The 15,219-nt window shown below is 63.7% G+C and carries 16 protein-coding genes and 1 tRNA gene; 6 read left to right on the forward strand and 11 right to left on the reverse strand.

Going from position 1 to position 15,219, the window contains the following annotated elements; all coding sequences use genetic code 11:
- Window positions 1-34: 34 nt before the first annotated feature.
- From coaA to hisB, 7 genes are all read right to left on the reverse strand, one after another.
- Window positions 35-997 carry a type I pantothenate kinase gene (gene coaA, locus IYX23_RS18295; protein ID WP_018408999.1) on the reverse strand — a complete coding sequence of 321 codons (963 nt, stop codon included), beginning with the start codon at window positions 995-997 and terminating at the stop codon, window positions 35-37.
- A complete protein-coding gene (locus tag IYX23_RS18300; RefSeq protein ID WP_196394387.1) occupies window positions 994-1,317 on the reverse strand; it encodes a phosphoribosyl-ATP diphosphatase in 324 nt (107 codons plus the stop codon). The genes coaA and IYX23_RS18300 overlap by 4 nt, the downstream gene beginning before the upstream one ends.
- A 172-nt stretch (window positions 1,318-1,489) precedes the next feature.
- The gene (gene hisF / locus IYX23_RS18305; protein ID WP_196394388.1) at window positions 1,490-2,269 is read right to left on the reverse strand and encodes an imidazole glycerol phosphate synthase subunit HisF; all 780 of its coding nucleotides are present in this window, start codon (window positions 2,267-2,269) and stop codon (window positions 1,490-1,492) included.
- Window positions 2,269-3,015 carry a 1-(5-phosphoribosyl)-5-[(5-phosphoribosylamino)methylideneamino]imidazole-4-carboxamide isomerase gene (hisA, locus tag IYX23_RS18310; RefSeq protein WP_196394389.1) on the reverse strand — a complete coding sequence of 249 codons (747 nt, stop codon included), beginning with the start codon at window positions 3,013-3,015 and terminating at the stop codon, window positions 2,269-2,271. Before hisA ends, hisF begins: the two co-directional genes overlap by 1 nt.
- Window positions 3,012-3,662, reverse strand: a complete 651-nt coding sequence (gene hisH / locus IYX23_RS18315; protein WP_196394390.1) for an imidazole glycerol phosphate synthase subunit HisH — start codon at window positions 3,660-3,662, stop codon at window positions 3,012-3,014. The genes hisA and hisH overlap by 4 nt, the downstream gene beginning before the upstream one ends.
- Window positions 3,659-4,057 carry a DUF2628 domain-containing protein gene (locus tag IYX23_RS18320; protein WP_018409005.1) on the reverse strand — a complete coding sequence of 133 codons (399 nt, stop codon included), beginning with the start codon at window positions 4,055-4,057 and terminating at the stop codon, window positions 3,659-3,661. The genes hisH and IYX23_RS18320 overlap by 4 nt, the downstream gene beginning before the upstream one ends.
- Window positions 4,058-4,091: 34 nt before the next feature.
- Entirely contained in the window at window positions 4,092-4,688 is a 597-nt protein-coding gene (hisB, locus tag IYX23_RS18325; protein WP_196394391.1) for an imidazoleglycerol-phosphate dehydratase HisB, read from the reverse strand.
- 360 nt (window positions 4,689-5,048) lie between these two features.
- Between hisB and IYX23_RS18330 the strand changes: the two genes are divergently transcribed.
- The 3 genes from IYX23_RS18330 to hslU all read left to right on the forward strand — a co-directional run bounded on the left by IYX23_RS18330 (window position 5,049) and on the right by hslU (window position 7,808).
- Window positions 5,049-5,735 carry a hypothetical protein gene (locus IYX23_RS18330; protein WP_196394392.1) on the forward strand — a complete coding sequence of 229 codons (687 nt, stop codon included), beginning with the start codon at window positions 5,049-5,051 and terminating at the stop codon, window positions 5,733-5,735.
- A 120-nt stretch (window positions 5,736-5,855) separates the two neighbouring features.
- Window positions 5,856-6,419, forward strand: coding sequence for an ATP-dependent protease subunit HslV (gene hslV, locus IYX23_RS18335; RefSeq protein WP_196394393.1), 564 nt, complete (start codon window positions 5,856-5,858; stop codon window positions 6,417-6,419).
- A gap of 84 nt (window positions 6,420-6,503) precedes the next feature.
- On the forward strand, window positions 6,504-7,808 hold the full coding sequence (gene hslU, locus IYX23_RS18340) for an ATP-dependent protease ATPase subunit HslU (RefSeq protein WP_196394394.1): 1,305 nt from the start codon (window positions 6,504-6,506) through the stop codon (window positions 7,806-7,808).
- Here hslU and IYX23_RS18345 read toward each other — a convergent pair.
- Window positions 7,798-8,781, reverse strand: a complete 984-nt coding sequence (locus IYX23_RS18345) for a hypothetical protein (protein ID WP_196394395.1) — start codon at window positions 8,779-8,781, stop codon at window positions 7,798-7,800. The two genes, hslU and IYX23_RS18345, sit on opposite strands and share 11 nt — an antisense overlap.
- Window positions 8,782-9,020: 239 nt before the next feature.
- On the opposite strand from IYX23_RS18345, the gene trpS reads away from it, so the two are divergent.
- Window positions 9,021-10,055, forward strand: coding sequence for a tryptophan--tRNA ligase (gene trpS, locus IYX23_RS18350; protein ID WP_196394396.1), 1,035 nt, complete (start codon window positions 9,021-9,023; stop codon window positions 10,053-10,055).
- Here the strand turns inward: trpS and glcF are convergent.
- The 3 genes from glcF to IYX23_RS18365 are packed head-to-tail and all read right to left on the reverse strand — an operon-like array spanning window position 10,052 to window position 14,070.
- Window positions 10,052-11,338, reverse strand: a complete 1,287-nt coding sequence (glcF, locus tag IYX23_RS18355; RefSeq protein ID WP_196394397.1) for a glycolate oxidase subunit GlcF — start codon at window positions 11,336-11,338, stop codon at window positions 10,052-10,054. The two genes, trpS and glcF, sit on opposite strands and share 4 nt — an antisense overlap.
- 6 nt (window positions 11,339-11,344) lie before the next feature.
- Complete coding sequence (gene glcE, locus IYX23_RS18360; protein WP_196394398.1) at window positions 11,345-12,574, reverse strand: glycolate oxidase subunit GlcE; 1,230 nt, start codon at window positions 12,572-12,574, stop codon at window positions 11,345-11,347.
- Between the two features lie 2 nt (window positions 12,575-12,576).
- Entirely contained in the window at window positions 12,577-14,070 is a 1,494-nt protein-coding gene (locus IYX23_RS18365; protein ID WP_196394399.1) for an FAD-linked oxidase C-terminal domain-containing protein, read from the reverse strand.
- A 239-nt stretch (window positions 14,071-14,309) separates the two neighbouring features.
- Between IYX23_RS18365 and IYX23_RS18370 the strand changes: the two genes are divergently transcribed.
- Both IYX23_RS18370 and IYX23_RS18375 read left to right on the forward strand, forming a co-directional pair.
- Complete coding sequence (locus tag IYX23_RS18370; RefSeq protein ID WP_196394400.1) at window positions 14,310-14,684, forward strand: response regulator; 375 nt, start codon at window positions 14,310-14,312, stop codon at window positions 14,682-14,684.
- Between the two features lie 269 nt (window positions 14,685-14,953).
- A tRNA-Ala gene (locus tag IYX23_RS18375) sits at window positions 14,954-15,029 on the forward strand.
- The last annotated feature ends 190 nt before the right edge of the window (window positions 15,030-15,219 follow it).

A 15,219-nucleotide genomic window follows, 5' to 3' on the forward strand; every position in this document is an offset into this window, starting at 1 on the left:
GCAAGCGAACTCCGCGTCGCGGCCGAAGCGAAGCTCATAATTTGCGCAGCGACACTTCCTCGATCCTGTGATCGGCGTCCTTGGTGAGGATCAAACTCGCGCGCGGGCGGGTCGGGGCGATGTTCTGGCGCAGATTCTCGAGGTTGATGCGCGTCCATATGTCTTTTGCGACGCGCGTCGTCTCCTCCGCATCGAGATCGGCATAGACGCGGAAGTAGGATTTCGGATCGCGGAACGCGGTCTGCTGAAGGCGCCGAAAGCGCTCCACATACCATCGCTCCAGCACGCCTTCGGGCGCATCGAGATAGACCGAGAAATCGAAGAAGTCGGAGACGAAGGGTATTTCGCGGCCGTCGCGCATGCGCGGCGCAAGCAAGACGTTGACGCCTTCGACGATGAGAATGTCGGGCCGGTCGACGCAGCTCGCTTCGCCCTCGACGACGTCATAGGTCATATGCGAATAGACCGGCGCGCAGACGTTGCGCCGTCCCGCCTTCACATCGGAGAGGAATCGCAGCAGCGATTTGTTGTCGTAGCTTTCCGGAAAGCCCTTCTTGTCCATCAGCTTTTCGGCTTCAAGGATTCTGTTGGGCAAGAGAAATCCGTCGGTGGTGATGAGCTCCACTTTCGGCGTATTCGGCCAGCGCGACAGGAGCGCGCGCAAGACGCGCGCCGTCGTGGATTTGCCCACAGCGACGGAGCCCGCGACGCCAATGATGTAGGGAACCTTGCCGTCCTCGGCGCCGAGAAAGCGCTGCGTCGCCTTGAAGAGGCCCTGCGTCGCAGCGACGTAAAGCGCGAGCAGGCGCGAGAGCGGCAGATAGATCTCGATGACCTCTTCGAGCGAGATCGGATCGTTGAGGGACTTCAGTCGGACGAGATCGTCGAGCGTCAGCGTCAGCGGCGTATCGGCGCGCAGCGACGCCCATTCGGCGCGCGTAAAATGCCGGTAGGGGGAAAGAGCCTCGTTGTTGGGGACGAGCTCCGCCACCGTCATTCCTTTACTCCGCGCGCGGCTTTCTCTGCGAGCCCGGACTGTTTCGTGCGCCGCTCCAGTTCGCGCAACACGTCGCCGAGCGAAATATCCCGCGCTTCGAGCATGACGAGAAGATGATAGAGCGTATCGGCGGCTTCATTGACAAGCGCGCTTCGGTCGTCCTCCATCGCCGCGATCACCGTTTCGACCGCCTCTTCGCCGAATTTCTTGGCGATGCGCGGCATTCCGGAGTCGAGCAGGGTTTTCGTATAGGAGGTCGAGGCGTCATCCACGCGGCGTGATTTGATGAGCGCCGCGAGATCGTCGAGCGTGAAACTCATGAGAGGCCCCCTCCCCAACCCTCCCCCGCTTCGCGGGAGAGGGAGCAGATTTCGCGCTTCGTCGGGATTTCGCTAACGCCGATCGTTAGCGTCCCCTCTCCCGCGAGCGAAGCGAAGCGGGGAAGGGACAGGGAGGGGGTCATCGCCCCTGCGCTGCAACTGGATTTTGCCATCATCCCATCGCCTCCAGGCCATCGAGGCGCATCGGCAGCCCCGCAGCCGCCATGTGAAGCTTCGCCTGCGGGATCGAATATTCGCCGAAATGGAAAATCGAAGCGGCGAGCACAGCGCTCGCATGGCCTTCCTTGACGCCGGCGACGAGATGGTCGAGCGTTCCGACTCCGCCCGAGGCGATGACCGGCACCTGCACCGCGTCGGAGACGGCCCGCGTCAGCGCGATATCGAAGCCGCTTTTCGTGCCGTCGCGATCCATCGAAGTGAGCAGGATTTCGCCGGCGCCGAGTTCGCTGACGTCGCGCGCAAATTGCACTGCGTCGATCCCCGTTGCGCGGCGCCCGCCGTGAGTGAAGATTTCCCAGCGTCCCTCGGCTGCGCGCTTGGCGTCAATGGCGACGACGATACATTGCGCGCCAAATTTTTCCGACGCTTCGCGAACGAATCCGGGATTAGCCACGGCCGCGGAATTGATCGAGACCTTGTCAGCGCCCGCGAGCAGCAGATTGCGGATGTCGTCCAGCGTGCGCACGCCGCCGCCGACGGTCAGCGGCATGAAGCAGGCTTCCGCCGTGCGCTGCACGACGTCGAGCAGAATGCCGCGGTCTTCATGGCTTGCGGTGATGTCGAGAAAGCAGAGTTCGTCGGCGCCGGCGGCGTCATAGGCGATGGCGCATTCGACCGGATCGCCGGCGTCGCGCAGATCGACGAAATTGACGCCTTTGACGACGCGTCCGCCTTTCACGTCCAGGCAGGGAATGACGCGCGCTTTCAGCATCACGCGTTCTCGGTCGCCGCGCGCGCGCGGATCATCGCCAATGCCTGCGCCGGATCGAGCCGCCCGTCATAGAGCGCCCGTCCGGTGATCGCGCCGGCGAGCTTGCGGCAGTCGGGCTGCAGCAGCCGCTCGACGTCGGCGAGCGACGCGAGGCCGCCGGAGGCGATGACGGGTATCGTCAAGGCGTCGGCGAGCGCCAAGGTCGCCTCGATGTTAAGCCCGGTCAAAACGCCGTCGCGCGAGATGTCGGTGTAGATGATGGCGCTCACGCCCGCGTCTTCGAAGCTCTTGCCGAGATCGAGCGCCGACATGCGTGTCGCGCGCGACCAGCCGTCGACGGCGACAAAACCATTCTTGGCGTCGACCCCTACGGCGACACGGCCCGGGTGAAGGCGCGCCGCCTCCCGCACGAAAGACGGGTCTTTTACGGCCGCCGTGCCGATGATGACGCGCGCGACGCCTTTTTCCAACCAGCAGGACAGCGTGCGCATGTCGCGAATGCCGCCGCCGAGTTGCACGGGAATCGTCAGCGCGGCGAGAATGGATTCGACCGCCTGCGCGTTGCGCGGCGCGCCGGCGAAAGCGCCGTCGAGATCGACGACATGCAGATATTCAAATCCGACTCGCTGGAAAGCGCGCGCCTGCTCGGCGGGATCGTCATTGAACACGGTCGCGCGGTCCATATCGCCCTGCGCGAGGCGCACGCACTGACCTTCCTTCAAATCGATTGCGGGAAACAGAATCACGGACGCCACCTCAGGAAATTGCCGATCAACGCTAGGCCCAGCCTCTGGCTTTTTTCGGGATGAAACTGCACGCCGACGATATTGTCGCGCGCCACGGCCGCGGTGAGCGGCGCGCCATAGTCGGTCGTCGCGAGAACATGTTCTGGCGACGCCGGCGTCAGCTGGAACGAGTGCACGAAATAGGCATGCAATCCGCGCTCTCCCGTCGGCACGCCGGCAAAGAGCGGATGTTCCCGGCTCAGCGTCAGCGTGTTCCAGCCCATATGCGGGATTTTCAGCGAAGGCTCCGCAGGCTCGATCGCGGCGACGTCTCCCGAAATCCAGCCGAGGCCCGGCGTTTCGCCATGTTCAAGGCCGCGCGCGCCCATGAGCTGCATCCCGACGCAAATCCCTAAGAACGGCCGGCCGCGGTCAATGACCGCCTCTTGCAGGGCCCCGAAGAGACCGTCGATCGCCATCAGGCCGCGGCGACAATCGGCGAAGGCGCCGACCCCCGGCAGGACGACGCGCTCGGCGGCGCGCACGACGTCGGGGTCGCTGGTGACGCAAATGTCGCCTCGCGCCTGCGACTCGCGGGCAGCGCGCTCAAAGGCTTTCAAGGCGGAATGCAGATTGCCCGACCCATAGTCGATGATCGCGGTCGTCAAGGAGCGGGCTCCCCAGAAGGGCGATGGCGGTGGAAGTAGGCCGCCTCCGCCTCGTCGAGGTCATCGCCAATGACGAGATCCTGCTCGACATAGCCGCGGCGCGCCAAATTCCAGCCGACGAGCCGTTCCCCCTCGAAACCGAGCCAGACAGCGAGCCCGAACGTCAGCCAGGACATCGCGTCGCGCGACACCCGCAGCTGCCAGGCGATAAGCGCCAAGGCGACGAGAAGCAGCGTCCAGAGGACGGCGACCAGCCAGGCGCGCCGCCAGGCCAGCCAGAACGGCCCAAAAATAAAGGCCGGCCAGGAAAAGCCGTCGCGCAAGAAGACGATCTTGTCCGGCGCGGGAAGCTGGCCCGGCGCCATGCGCGGAAAATGAACAGTGAATATCGCCATCGGCCGTCCCCTCGTCGGCGTCAGCCGCCTCTCTTCAGGCGGTGAGCGTTCCCTTGGTGGAAGGCGCTTCCCCCTGCGAGCGGCGCGGATCGATCGCCACCGCCTTGCCGAAGGCGCGCGCGAAGCCCTTGAAGGCGCTTTCGGCGATATGGTGGCTGTTGACGCCGCGCAGGCATTCGATGTGCAGCCCGACACGGGCATGAACCGCAAAGGCCTGGAAGAATTCGCGCATCAGCTCGGTATCAAAGCCGCCGATCCGCTGCGCCGGAAATGCGACCTCGTAAACGAGAAAGGGCCGCCCCGAAACGTCCACGACGACGCGGGTCAGAGCCTCGTCGAGCGGCACATGCGCGTCGCCATAGCGGGAAATGCCCTTGCGGTCTCCAAGCGCGCGATCCACCGCCTGGCCGATCGCGATGCCGACGTCCTCGACCGTGTGATGGCCGTCGATGTGCAGATCGCCCTCAGCGCGCACCGCAAGATCCAGCGGCGCATGACGGGCGATCTGGTCGAGCATATGATCGAAAAACCCCAAGCCGGTCGATATCTCCGAGCGGCCGTCCCCGTCGAGGTCGACGGTGACCGAGATTTTGGTTTCCTTGGTGTTGCGCTCGATCGTCGCGCTGCGCATTTCCTGCCTTTTCCTGGGCCATGCCGGCGTTGCCGGCGACTGCGGCCGCAAGCGGCCAGCTTGTAGCAACTCCGCCTTGGATTCGCCACCCGAACTGCTTGGGCGTCAGGAGAAGCGAGATGCGCGCCAACCAACGCCGCTTGTCGGTGGATCCGACACAAAAGAATGGTCCGTCTGTTCGCGTCGATTCCCTGGCTAAGCGCGACCACGGCAATAACTCCGACGCCGATAGGCGCTTGTAGCTTCGCGACGCCGCATCAAGAACACGCTAAATGCCGCAGTTGGCGGCGACCGGCCGGTGGCGGCCGGTGGAATTGCGAAGTCGCGGCGCTAATCTGCCGCGCGCAGGGAGGCATAAACATGCGACTTAGGCTCGTTCTCGCGCTCCTCGCGGCGTCTTTGATGTCGATTCCGGCCGCCGGCGAGCCTTGGCGGGACGGCTTCGTGCCGCGCATCGAAGCGCTGGCGCTCATGCAAACGCTCAACGCCTCCCTGCTCGCAAGCCGCAGCGCCACGGCGACGCTCGAGAAATGGTGCGCCGATCACAAGATGTCCGCGGAGCCCAAGATTGTCGCCCGCCGCGTTGCCGGAATCGAGCAGCAGCCGAGCGCGGAGACGCGCCGGCGGCTCGACGTCAGCGACGAGGAGCCGGTGAAATACCGGCGCGTGCAGCTCGCCTGCGGCGATCACGTGCTCTCGGAGGCCGACAATTGGTATGTGCCTGGGCGGCTTTCCGATGAAATGAACCGCATGCTGGAGACGACGGAAACGCCCTTCGGCAAGGCCATCGCTCCGCTGCAGCCGTTCCGTCGCACCATCGAGATGAAAGTGCGCTGGTCGCCCTTGCCCGAAGGCTGGGAGCTTTCGGCCCTCTCGACGGCCTCGCCTGAAAATGCTGGCGGCGCGCTCTCCATTCCGCACGACCTCTTCGAGCACACGGCCGTGGTCTATGCGCGCGATCAACGTCCTCTCTCCGAGGTGCACGAGACCTATACGCGCGAGGTCCTGGATTTTCCCGCGCCGCTCGCCGGCGCGCCGCGCGAGTGAGTCTGGCAGTGAATCCCAGCCCAACTGGCGAATTGCGCGGCTGCCCCGTCGCCGCTCCGCCCTTGCTCGAATCGCCGCTAAACCCTACATCGGCTGGACCTCTCAGGCTGGATACGGCGAATGGATAGCGAACAACACCGCCTTGCGGCCATGCACGCGACGACAATCATCCTCGTCAAGAAAGCCGGAGAAACGGTGATCGCCGGCGACGGCCAGGTCAGCCTCGGCCAGACGATCATGAAGGGCAACGCCAAGAAAGTGCGCCGTTTGGGCAAGGGCGACGTCATCGCCGGTTTCGCCGGCGCGACCGCCGACGCCTTCACGCTCTTCGAACGGCTCGAATCGAAGCTCGAGCAATATCCCGGACAATTGATGCGCGCCTGCGTGGAACTCGCCAAGGACTGGCGCATGGACCGCTATCTGCGGCGCCTGGAGGCGATGATGCTCGTCGCCGACAAGAGCGTCGGCCTCGTACTCACCGGCTCCGGCGACGTGCTTGAGCCGGAAGGCACGGGCGAAGGCGCGGTGGCCGCCATTGGTTCGGGCGGAAACTACGCGCTCGCCGCCGGGCGCGCCCTGCTCGATTCGCCGCTCGACGCCGAAACCATCGCCCGCCGCGCAATGGTGATCGCTTCCGAGATTTGCGTCTATACCAACCAGAATGTGGTGGTGGAGAAGATCTAGGGCATTCGGCAGTCGTTGGTCGGCAGTTAGGATAGCCCGACTGCCGATCGCCTACTGCCTACTGCCGTTCCGAAGGAACTGACCATGGCCGACTTCTCGCCGCGCGAGATCGTTTCCGAACTTGATCGCTATATCGTTGGGCAAAGCGACGCCAAGCGCGCCGTCGCCATCGCGCTGCGCAACCGCTGGCGGCGACTGCAGCTCGAAGGCCAGATGCGCGAAGAGGTGTTGCCCAAGAACATCCTGATGATCGGCCCGACAGGCTGCGGCAAGACCGAGATCGCCCGCCGTCTCGCGCGTCTCGCCAATGCGCCCTTCATCAAAGTCGAAGCGACGAAATTCACCGAAGTCGGCTATGTCGGCCGCGATGTGGAGCAGATCGTGCGCGATCTGGTCGAAGTCGCGATTCTGATGGTCAAGGAGCGCCGCCGTAAGGACGTGCAGGCGCGCGCGCAGCAAGCGGCCGAAGAGCGCACGCTCGATGCGCTGGTGGGACCCGCCGCGTCGCCCGGCACGCGTGAAACGTTTCGGCGCCGCCTGCGCGCGGGCGAACTCGACGACAAGGAAATCGAAGTCGAGCTGACGCAGTCGGGCTCCTCAATGCCAATGTTCGAACTGCCGAACATGCCCGGCGCCAGCGTCTCCGCCTTTTCGCTCGGCGATATTTTCGGCAAGGCGATGCAGCGCGGCAAGCCGCGCAAACTCTCGGTCAAAGAGGCGCAGGGGCCTCTGATCGCCGAAGAGAGCGACAAGCTGATCGATCAGGAAGCGAGCGTCCGCGAGGCGATCCACGAGGTCGAGAACAACGGCATCGTCTTCATCGACGAGATGGATAAGATCTGCGCGCGCGAAGGACGCGGCGGCGCCGACGTCTCGCGCGAAGGCGTGCAGCGCGACCTACTGCCGCTGATTGAAGGCACGACCGTCGCGACGAAACATGGAACGGTGAAAACAGACCATGTGCTGTTCATCGCCTCCGGCGCCTTCCATGTGGCGAAGCCCTCCGACCTGCTGCCGGAACTTCAGGGGCGCCTGCCGATTCGCGTCGAACTCGCTTCGCTCAATGAAGACGACTTCCGTCGCATTCTGACTGAAACCGAGGCTTGCCTGACGAAGCAATATTCCGCGCTATTGGGCACCGAGGGCCTGACGCTCGAATTTTCGCCATCCGCCGTCGACGCGATCGCCAAGGTCGCCGTGCAGGTGAACACTTCCGTCGAGAATATCGGCGCGCGGCGCCTGCAGACGGTGATGGAGCGCGTGCTCGACGACATCAGCTTCTCGGCGTCGGACCGCGCGGGCGACAGTGTCGTGATCGACGGCGCCTATGTCGAGGAGCATATCGGCGATCTGGCGAAGAACAGGGATTTGAGCCGATTTATTTTGTGAGCTTGTCTTGTGCGGCAAGAGCGCGCGCTCGATAGGCGTTGAGGCGCTGCTCTAACTCCGGCGCCGATGATGTCCACAGGTCGGGCAGTTCGCCATCAGCCAGTTCACCTTCAGGCGCAAGGAAATGGCTCATGAACGCCCGTTTTTTTGGGCTACGACCTGCAACGCAAGCCCAGGCGACGGATTTAGGGCCGGGAACCACGGAACCACGGATGAAAAATCGCTCGACGTCGCGCCATGCCGTTTTTTGGGGCTTCAAAGATGTTCCGCCGGAAAGCGTGAAGCCTTCGCCGTCCAACATTAATTTATAGGGGCGAATCAAAAGCCAGAGCAGCCTCAAGAGAGGAACGGCCAAAAATAGGATGGCAAAAAGGCCCACGGCACGGGTAACGAAAAAAGACCCGGCGACTAACGCGCAGCCCAACAGCAGCATGAAAAAGACTTTGCGGGCCGATGTGACATAGCGCTCCGGCCCGAAGACGACCAAATTCTCCACTTCGACGTTCGGTCGTTCACTGGCTGGCGACTCCGAAGCAACATGCAAATCATCTGGATCGCCGGCGCATGCGAGGGCGCGCTCTCGATAGGCATTGAGGCGCGCGACCATCTCCCGGGTCGGCAATTCCCAGTCGACCGGCAATATCCTTTCCCCTGGAAGCCCGCGATAACGCAAACCGACCGTTCCAGGTGAGAGAAATCCCTCGTGATTAACAAAGAATCGCTCAACGTGGCGCCACGCCGTTTTCTGCGGCGTAAGGTTCAAGCCGCCGGCGAGCGTGAATCCCGCGCTGTTCAACAGCAACGTCGGAGGACGCGCCAGAAGCGCTAGAAACACGCAAGCGCAAAGGCCGAAGAAGCCAACGCCGAGCCAACCAAAAATTACGCCCCACGCAGCTTCAGGGCGGTTAGAAGCGTTGAAGAGAAGAAGAATGTAGATTGACGCGCCGGTCATTCCGCAACTGAGCAGCAACATCACTAGCGTCCAACGAGTCGACTGGACGTAGCGTTCCTCCGACAGCTGCCCTTGATCCACCGCAATCTTCCCGTCCGCGAAGTCAATGGAATTTCCGGATACCACGGCGCGTTTTCAAGCAAAAGCGCCATCTCTCTTCGGTCGCAAATCCAGGGCAGTGACAACGCAGGCGCCCCGGACTTGCGCGCGCGCGCTTCTCGCCATAAGACCGGCCAAACCCAAAACCCTTGGCCGATCACATGTCCACACTTCCTCAGCGCGTCTTCTCGGGCGTGCAGTCCACCGGCAATCTGCATCTCGGCAACTATCTCGGCGCGATCGTCAAATTCGTCGAGCTGCAGAAGAGCTTCGATTGCATGTATTGCGTCGTCGACCTGCATGCGATCACGGTGCCGCAGGACCCGATCGCGCTGAAGGCGAACACGCGCGAGATCGCCGCCGCATTCATCGCCTGCGGCATCGACCCCAAAGAGAACATCGTCTTCAACCAGAGCCAGGTGCCGGAGCACGCCGAGCTCGCCTGGGTGTTGAATTGCGTTGCGCGCATCGGCTGGCTCAATCGCATGACCCAGTTCAAGGACAAGGCCGGCAAGGATCGCGAGAACGCCTCCATGGGCCTGCTCGACTATCCGGTACTGATGGCCGCCGATATTTTGATTTACCGCGCGACGCATGTGCCGGTCGGCGACGACCAGAAGCAGCATCTGGAGCTTGCGCGCGATATCGCGCAGAAGTTCAACAATGACTTCTCGGAATCGATCGCGCGCAACGGCTTTGGCGAGGCCTTCTTTCCCCTGCCCGAGCCGCTGATCTCCGGCCCGGCGACGCGGGTGATGAGCCTGCGCGACGGCACCAAGAAAATGTCGAAGTCAGACGCTTCCGACTATTCGCGCATCAACCTCTCGGACGACGCCGACCAGATCGCGCAGAAGGTGAAGAAGGCGAAGACCGACCCCGACGCGCTGCCTTCCGAGGAAAAGGGCCTCGAAGGGCGCCCCGAGGCCTATAATCTCGTCGGCATCTTCGCGGCGCTTTCGGGGCGCAGCAAGGCGGATGTGCTCGGCGAATTCGGCGGCGCCAATTTCTCGACCTTCAAGAGCGCGCTTGTCGATCTCGCCGTCGCCAAGCTCGCGCCGATCACCGACAAGATGCGCCGCATTCGCGAGGATGAGAGCTATGTCGACGGCGTGCTGCGCGACGGCGCCGAACGCGCCCGCGCCATCGCTCGCGAGAACATGAATGCGGTGAAGGATATTGTTGGGTTTTTGCGTTAGCCGAGTGCGGCAGGCTTCGGCCCTCCGCTCGCCCAGTCGAGCAATTCCACTGTGTGGACGACTGGGACGGGCGTTCCCGACCTGATCTGCACGATGCAGCCGATGTTGCCCGCCGCGACAATGTCCGGCGCGACGCTCTCGATATTCGCGACCTTTCGCGACAGCAACGCCTCGGCGAACGTCGGCTGAAGCACATTATAAGTTCCCGCCGAACCGCAGCAGATATGACCCTCCGGAACGGCGACGACGTCAAAGCCAGCGGCGGTCAACAGCGCGACCGGCTCTTGCGATATCTTCTGCCCATGTTGCAAAGAGCAGGCGGAATGGTAGGCGACCCGAAGTTTCGGCGCGTCGCCCGACGGCGCAAAGCCAATCTCAGTCATCAGCTCCGTCACATCTTTTGTCATCGCCGAGATGTGCGCGGCCGTATCCGCGAGAGTCGGATCATTGCGGAACATATGGCCGTAGTCCTTCACGCTCGTTCCGCAGCCCGAAGCGTTGATGACGACATGATCGAGTCCGCCAGAGTCGATTTCGCGCGTCCAGGCTTCGATGTTCGCCCGCGCATGGCGCAGCGAATCGTCAACCTTACCGAGATGATGCGGCAGCGCCCCACAGCAGCCGGCGCCCTTCGCGACGACGACCTCGACGCCGTGGCGCGTGAGCAGCCGTATCGTCGCCTCGTTGATCGACGTGTCGATGACCGACTGAACGCAGCCATTGAGTAGAGCAACGCGCATCTTGCGCGCGCCTTGCGCGGCGAAGACCTGCGGCGCATCGACGCTGGAAACAGGCGGAAGGCTGGACGGCGCCAGCGCGAACGGCGCCGCGAGTCGGCGCGGCAGGAAGCGCGCCAAGGGACGGATCGCCGCCGCGACGCGAAACAGCGGTCGCGCGAGAGAAGGACGCGGCAAGACGAAAGCGAGCGCCGCGCGCATGGCGCGCTCCGTGACAGGTCGCGCATATGTCTTTTCGATATGCGCCCGGGCGTGATCGACGAGATGCATGAAATGCACGCCCGAAGGACAGGTCGTCATGCAGGAGAGGCATGACAGACAACGATCGATGTGAAGGGCCGTGCGCGCATCAGCCGGCCGCTCCTTCTCGAACATCTCCTTTATGAGATAGATGCGGCCCCGCGGCCCGTCGAGTTCGTCGCCGGTGAGAAGATAGGTTGGACATGTCGCCGAGCAGAATCCGCAGTGCACGCAGGCGCGCAGAATCTTCTCCGTTTCCGCCATGTCGGGATTGGCGAGCGCCTGCAGCGAGAAAAACGTCTGCATCGTCTCTTAAAACTCCGCGCGCATGCGGCCGCGCTCCAAAATATGCGCCGGATCGAAGCTTTCCTTGACGCGGCGCGTCAGCGCGGCGAGCGCCGCCGGTTGTGGATGGAAGACGTCAACCCTCGCGCGAGCCTCCGCGCTCGCGCGGATCAGCGTCGCATGGCCGCCGCTGGCGTCCACCGCGCTGCGCACGACGGCGGCATACGCGTCAGGCGCAGTCTCGAGGCACAGCCAGATCAGTCCGCCGGCCCAGTCGTAGAAATGCGCGAGCATCGGCGCGCCCGCGCGGCGGATGCGCTCGACGACCGCGAAACCTTCGCTCGGCGCGACGGAAATGCGCCAGATTTGGCCGACCTTGGCGGCGACGGGCGCGGCGTCGCGCAGCCCTCGCCACAGCGTCTTCGAGTCGCGCGCGTCGAGCGCCTCAAATCTGAGGCGCCCGCTCGCCAGTCGCGCCACGAGATCGTCGCGGCGCGCCGTCACGGAAATGGCGGGACCCTCAAGGCGAATGGCGGCCGCATCGGCGTCCAGCGCCAATGCGGCGCCTGCCGGCAGCATTGCGAGCGCTGAAGGCTCACAGGGCGTCGCGGTGGCGCGGCGCAAGAGCGCGAGGCTCTCCGCCTCGTCGGCGCCGATCGCCAGCAGCGTGCATTCGGTCTGCGGCTTGGGAAGCACCTTGAGCGTCAGCTCGGTGAGGAGCGCCAGCGTGCCGTAGGAGCCGCAGACGAGTTTCGACAGGTCGTAGCCGGTGACGTTCTTCATCACGCGGCCGCCGGATTTCACCTGCTCGCCGCGACCGGTGACGCAGCGGAACCCGAGCAGATGATCGCGCGCCGCGCCCGCCTTGATCCGCCGCGGCCCGGCGGCGTTCACCGCGATGGCGCCGCCGATCGTGGCGCCGCCGATCGTGGCGCCGCCCGTTTCTGCGCCAAACAGCCGTCCATAATCCATGGGCTCGAAGGCGAGCTGTTGACCCTGCTGGTCCAGCAGCGCTTCAATCTCGCTCAGAGGAACGCCGGCGCGCGCCGAGAGCACGAGTTCATCGGGCTCATAGAGCGTCACGCCGGTCAGCGCGGCTGTGGAGAGCGCCTGCGCTTGCGGCGCGAAGCGGCCGAGCCCCGACTTGGAGCCGCCGCCGACGATCGCGCAGCAGTCGCCTTTCGCTTTCGCCGCGCAAATCGCGTCAACGGCGTCCGCTTCGTCGCGGATTTCGAGCGTCGCGCAAGCGGAGCGCATCGCTAAAATCTCGGCAGGTTGGGAAAGGGCATTTTGCCGCCCGAGACATGCATCATCCCGAGTTCAGCGCAACGATGCAGCGTCGGAAACACCTTGCCCGGATTGAGCCGTCCCTCCGGATCAAAGGCGCATTTGAGCCGCATCTGCTGCGCGAGATCCACCTCGGTGAACATCTCGCCCATGAGGTCGCGCTTCTCGACGCCGACGCCATGTTCGCCAGTGAGAACGCCGCCGAGCGAGACGCACAGGCGCAAGATGTCGAAACCGAGCTTTTCGGCGCGTTCGATGTCGCCCTCTTTCGACGCGTCATAGAGAATGAGCGGGTGGAGATTGCCGTCGCCGGCGTGAAACACATTGGCGACGCCGAGGCCCTGCGCCTTGGCGAGCCGATCCATGCCGGCGAGCGCTTCCGGCAGCCGCGCCCGCGGGATCGTGCCGTCCATGCAAAGATAGTCGGGCGCGATGCAGCTCACCGCCGGAAAGGCGTTTTTGCGTCCGGCCCAGAACTGCAGCCGCTCGGCCTCGCTTGTCGAAGCCCGTATCGTGGTCGCGCCTTCCTCGCGCGCGATATCCTGCACGACGCCGACGAGATGATCGACTTCAGCCTGCGGCCCATCGAGCTCGACGATGACCAGCGCTTCGGCGTCGAGCGGATAGCCGCATGGCTGGAAGCGCTCGACCGCATGGATCGTCGCCTTGTCCATCATTTCGAGGCCAGCGGGGATGACGCCGCGCGCGATGATCGCGCCGACACAGCGCGCCCCTGCCGCGACGCTCGCAAAGCCGAGCAGCAGCCCCCGCGCGACGGGCGGCTTTTGGAGCAGCCGCACCGTCACCTCGGTGACGACGCCGAGCAAGCCTTCGGAGCCGGTCATCAGGCCGATGAGGTCGTAGCCCTCGCTGTCGAGATGCTTGCCGCCGAGCCGGATGAGGTCCCCGCCCATCAGCACGACGTCGAGCCCGAGAATGTTGTTGGTCGTCAGGCCGTATTTCAGGCAGTGAACGCCGCCGGAATTCTCGGCGACATTGCCGCCGATGGAACAGGCGATCTGCGACGACGGATCCGGCGCATAATAGAAGCCCTGCGCTTCAACGGCCTTGGAAATCGCCAGATTCTGCACGCCCGGCTGGACGCGCGCGCAGCGGTTTTCGTAGTCGATTTCGAGAATGCGATTGAACTTGGACATGCCGAGAAGAATGCCGTCCTCGAGCGGCATCGAACCGCCGGACAGCGACGTGCCGGCGCCGCGGGGCACGACCTTGACGTTCATTTCGGCGGCGAGCGCCATAATGGCCCGCACCTGCTCCACGCTCTCTGGCAGCGCCACGAGGAGAGGGAGCGCCCGGTACATAGTGAAGGCGTCGCATTCGTAGGCGCGACGCGCGACCTCGTCGACGATCAGGCTTTCGCGCGGCAGTATGGCCGCAAGGCGCGCAATGAGTTCATTGCGCCGCGACATAATCGCCGGCTCGGGCTTCGGCATGAGAAGCGTCATGGACTCGCGCCTCCAACGCGAGCGAGAGCGCTGCTGAACCTGCAGCAATCCGCCTAAGCGGAGCATGGACCTTGCTCCGGGCTACGCCCTATCTCCGAACCGTTTAGAGGAGCCTCGAATTGCCCGCAAGCATGGCCCGATCGCGCAACCATTAGAAATACGCGGATTTCTGGCGCTTTTCATTAATCCGCCTATGCTAGGTGAGATTGATCGCACGCGGAAACACGGGCAGAAGGGAAATGACCAAGACCATCCTCATCGTCGAGGATAACGAGCTCAATATGAAGCTCTTTAACGATCTCTTGGAAGCCAACGGCCATGCGACGCTGCAAACAAAGAGCGGCTTCGAGGCGCTATCCCTCGCGCGCAGCCATCGGCCGGACCTGATCCTGATGGACATCCAGCTGCCCGAGATCAGCGGTCTGGAAGTCACCCGCATGCTCAAGGCGGACGATGATCTGCGCGCCATTCCCGTCATCGCGATCACCGCCTTCGCGATGAAGGGCGACGAGGAAAAAATCCTGCAGGGCGGCTGCGAAGCCTATTTGTCAAAACCGATCTCCGTGGCGAAATTCTTGGAAACGGTGAATTCATTTCTCGCAGAGAAGCCCTGAGAGCTCTGTCGTCACATGAGCGCGCATCCCCCTCATTGACGATCTGCCCGCGAACGACCGCGCATCTTGCAGCCGATGACGGCTCCCTGGCGACCGTCTGTGGGCTGGAGGCTGGCGCAGACGACTTAATTGCCAGACCCGTCGATGGTTCGGCCATGGCGGAGCGGCGGCCCTCGCTGAGCGGGCTTGCAGGCGACGCGCGGCTGAACTATACAGCGCGCGACGACGTCAAGCCGTCCGGCCTCCCCCAAGAGGCGTCCGAATAGATCGGGGCCATAGCTCAGTTGGGAGAGCGCTTCAATGGCATTGAAGAGGTCGTCGGTTCGATTCCGTCTGGCTCCACCACTATCCTAATTCGCTGTTTTAAAGTGGCTTTTCGAAGAAACCAACGGAATGGTTCTCGACAAATCCCGGACTTGGCCCTAGCCGAATCGCAAGTACGCCGCGCAGCCTCTGAACCTGGCGGCCGGTCTCGGCGTGGGCAAATTGTTCTCGCGTCCAAACAGGTGATCCCGCGACGAAACCCCGGCGCGAG

Source organism: Methylocystis sp. L43, assembly GCF_015709525.1.
Taxonomy (GTDB): Bacteria; Pseudomonadota; Alphaproteobacteria; order Rhizobiales; family Beijerinckiaceae; genus Methylocystis.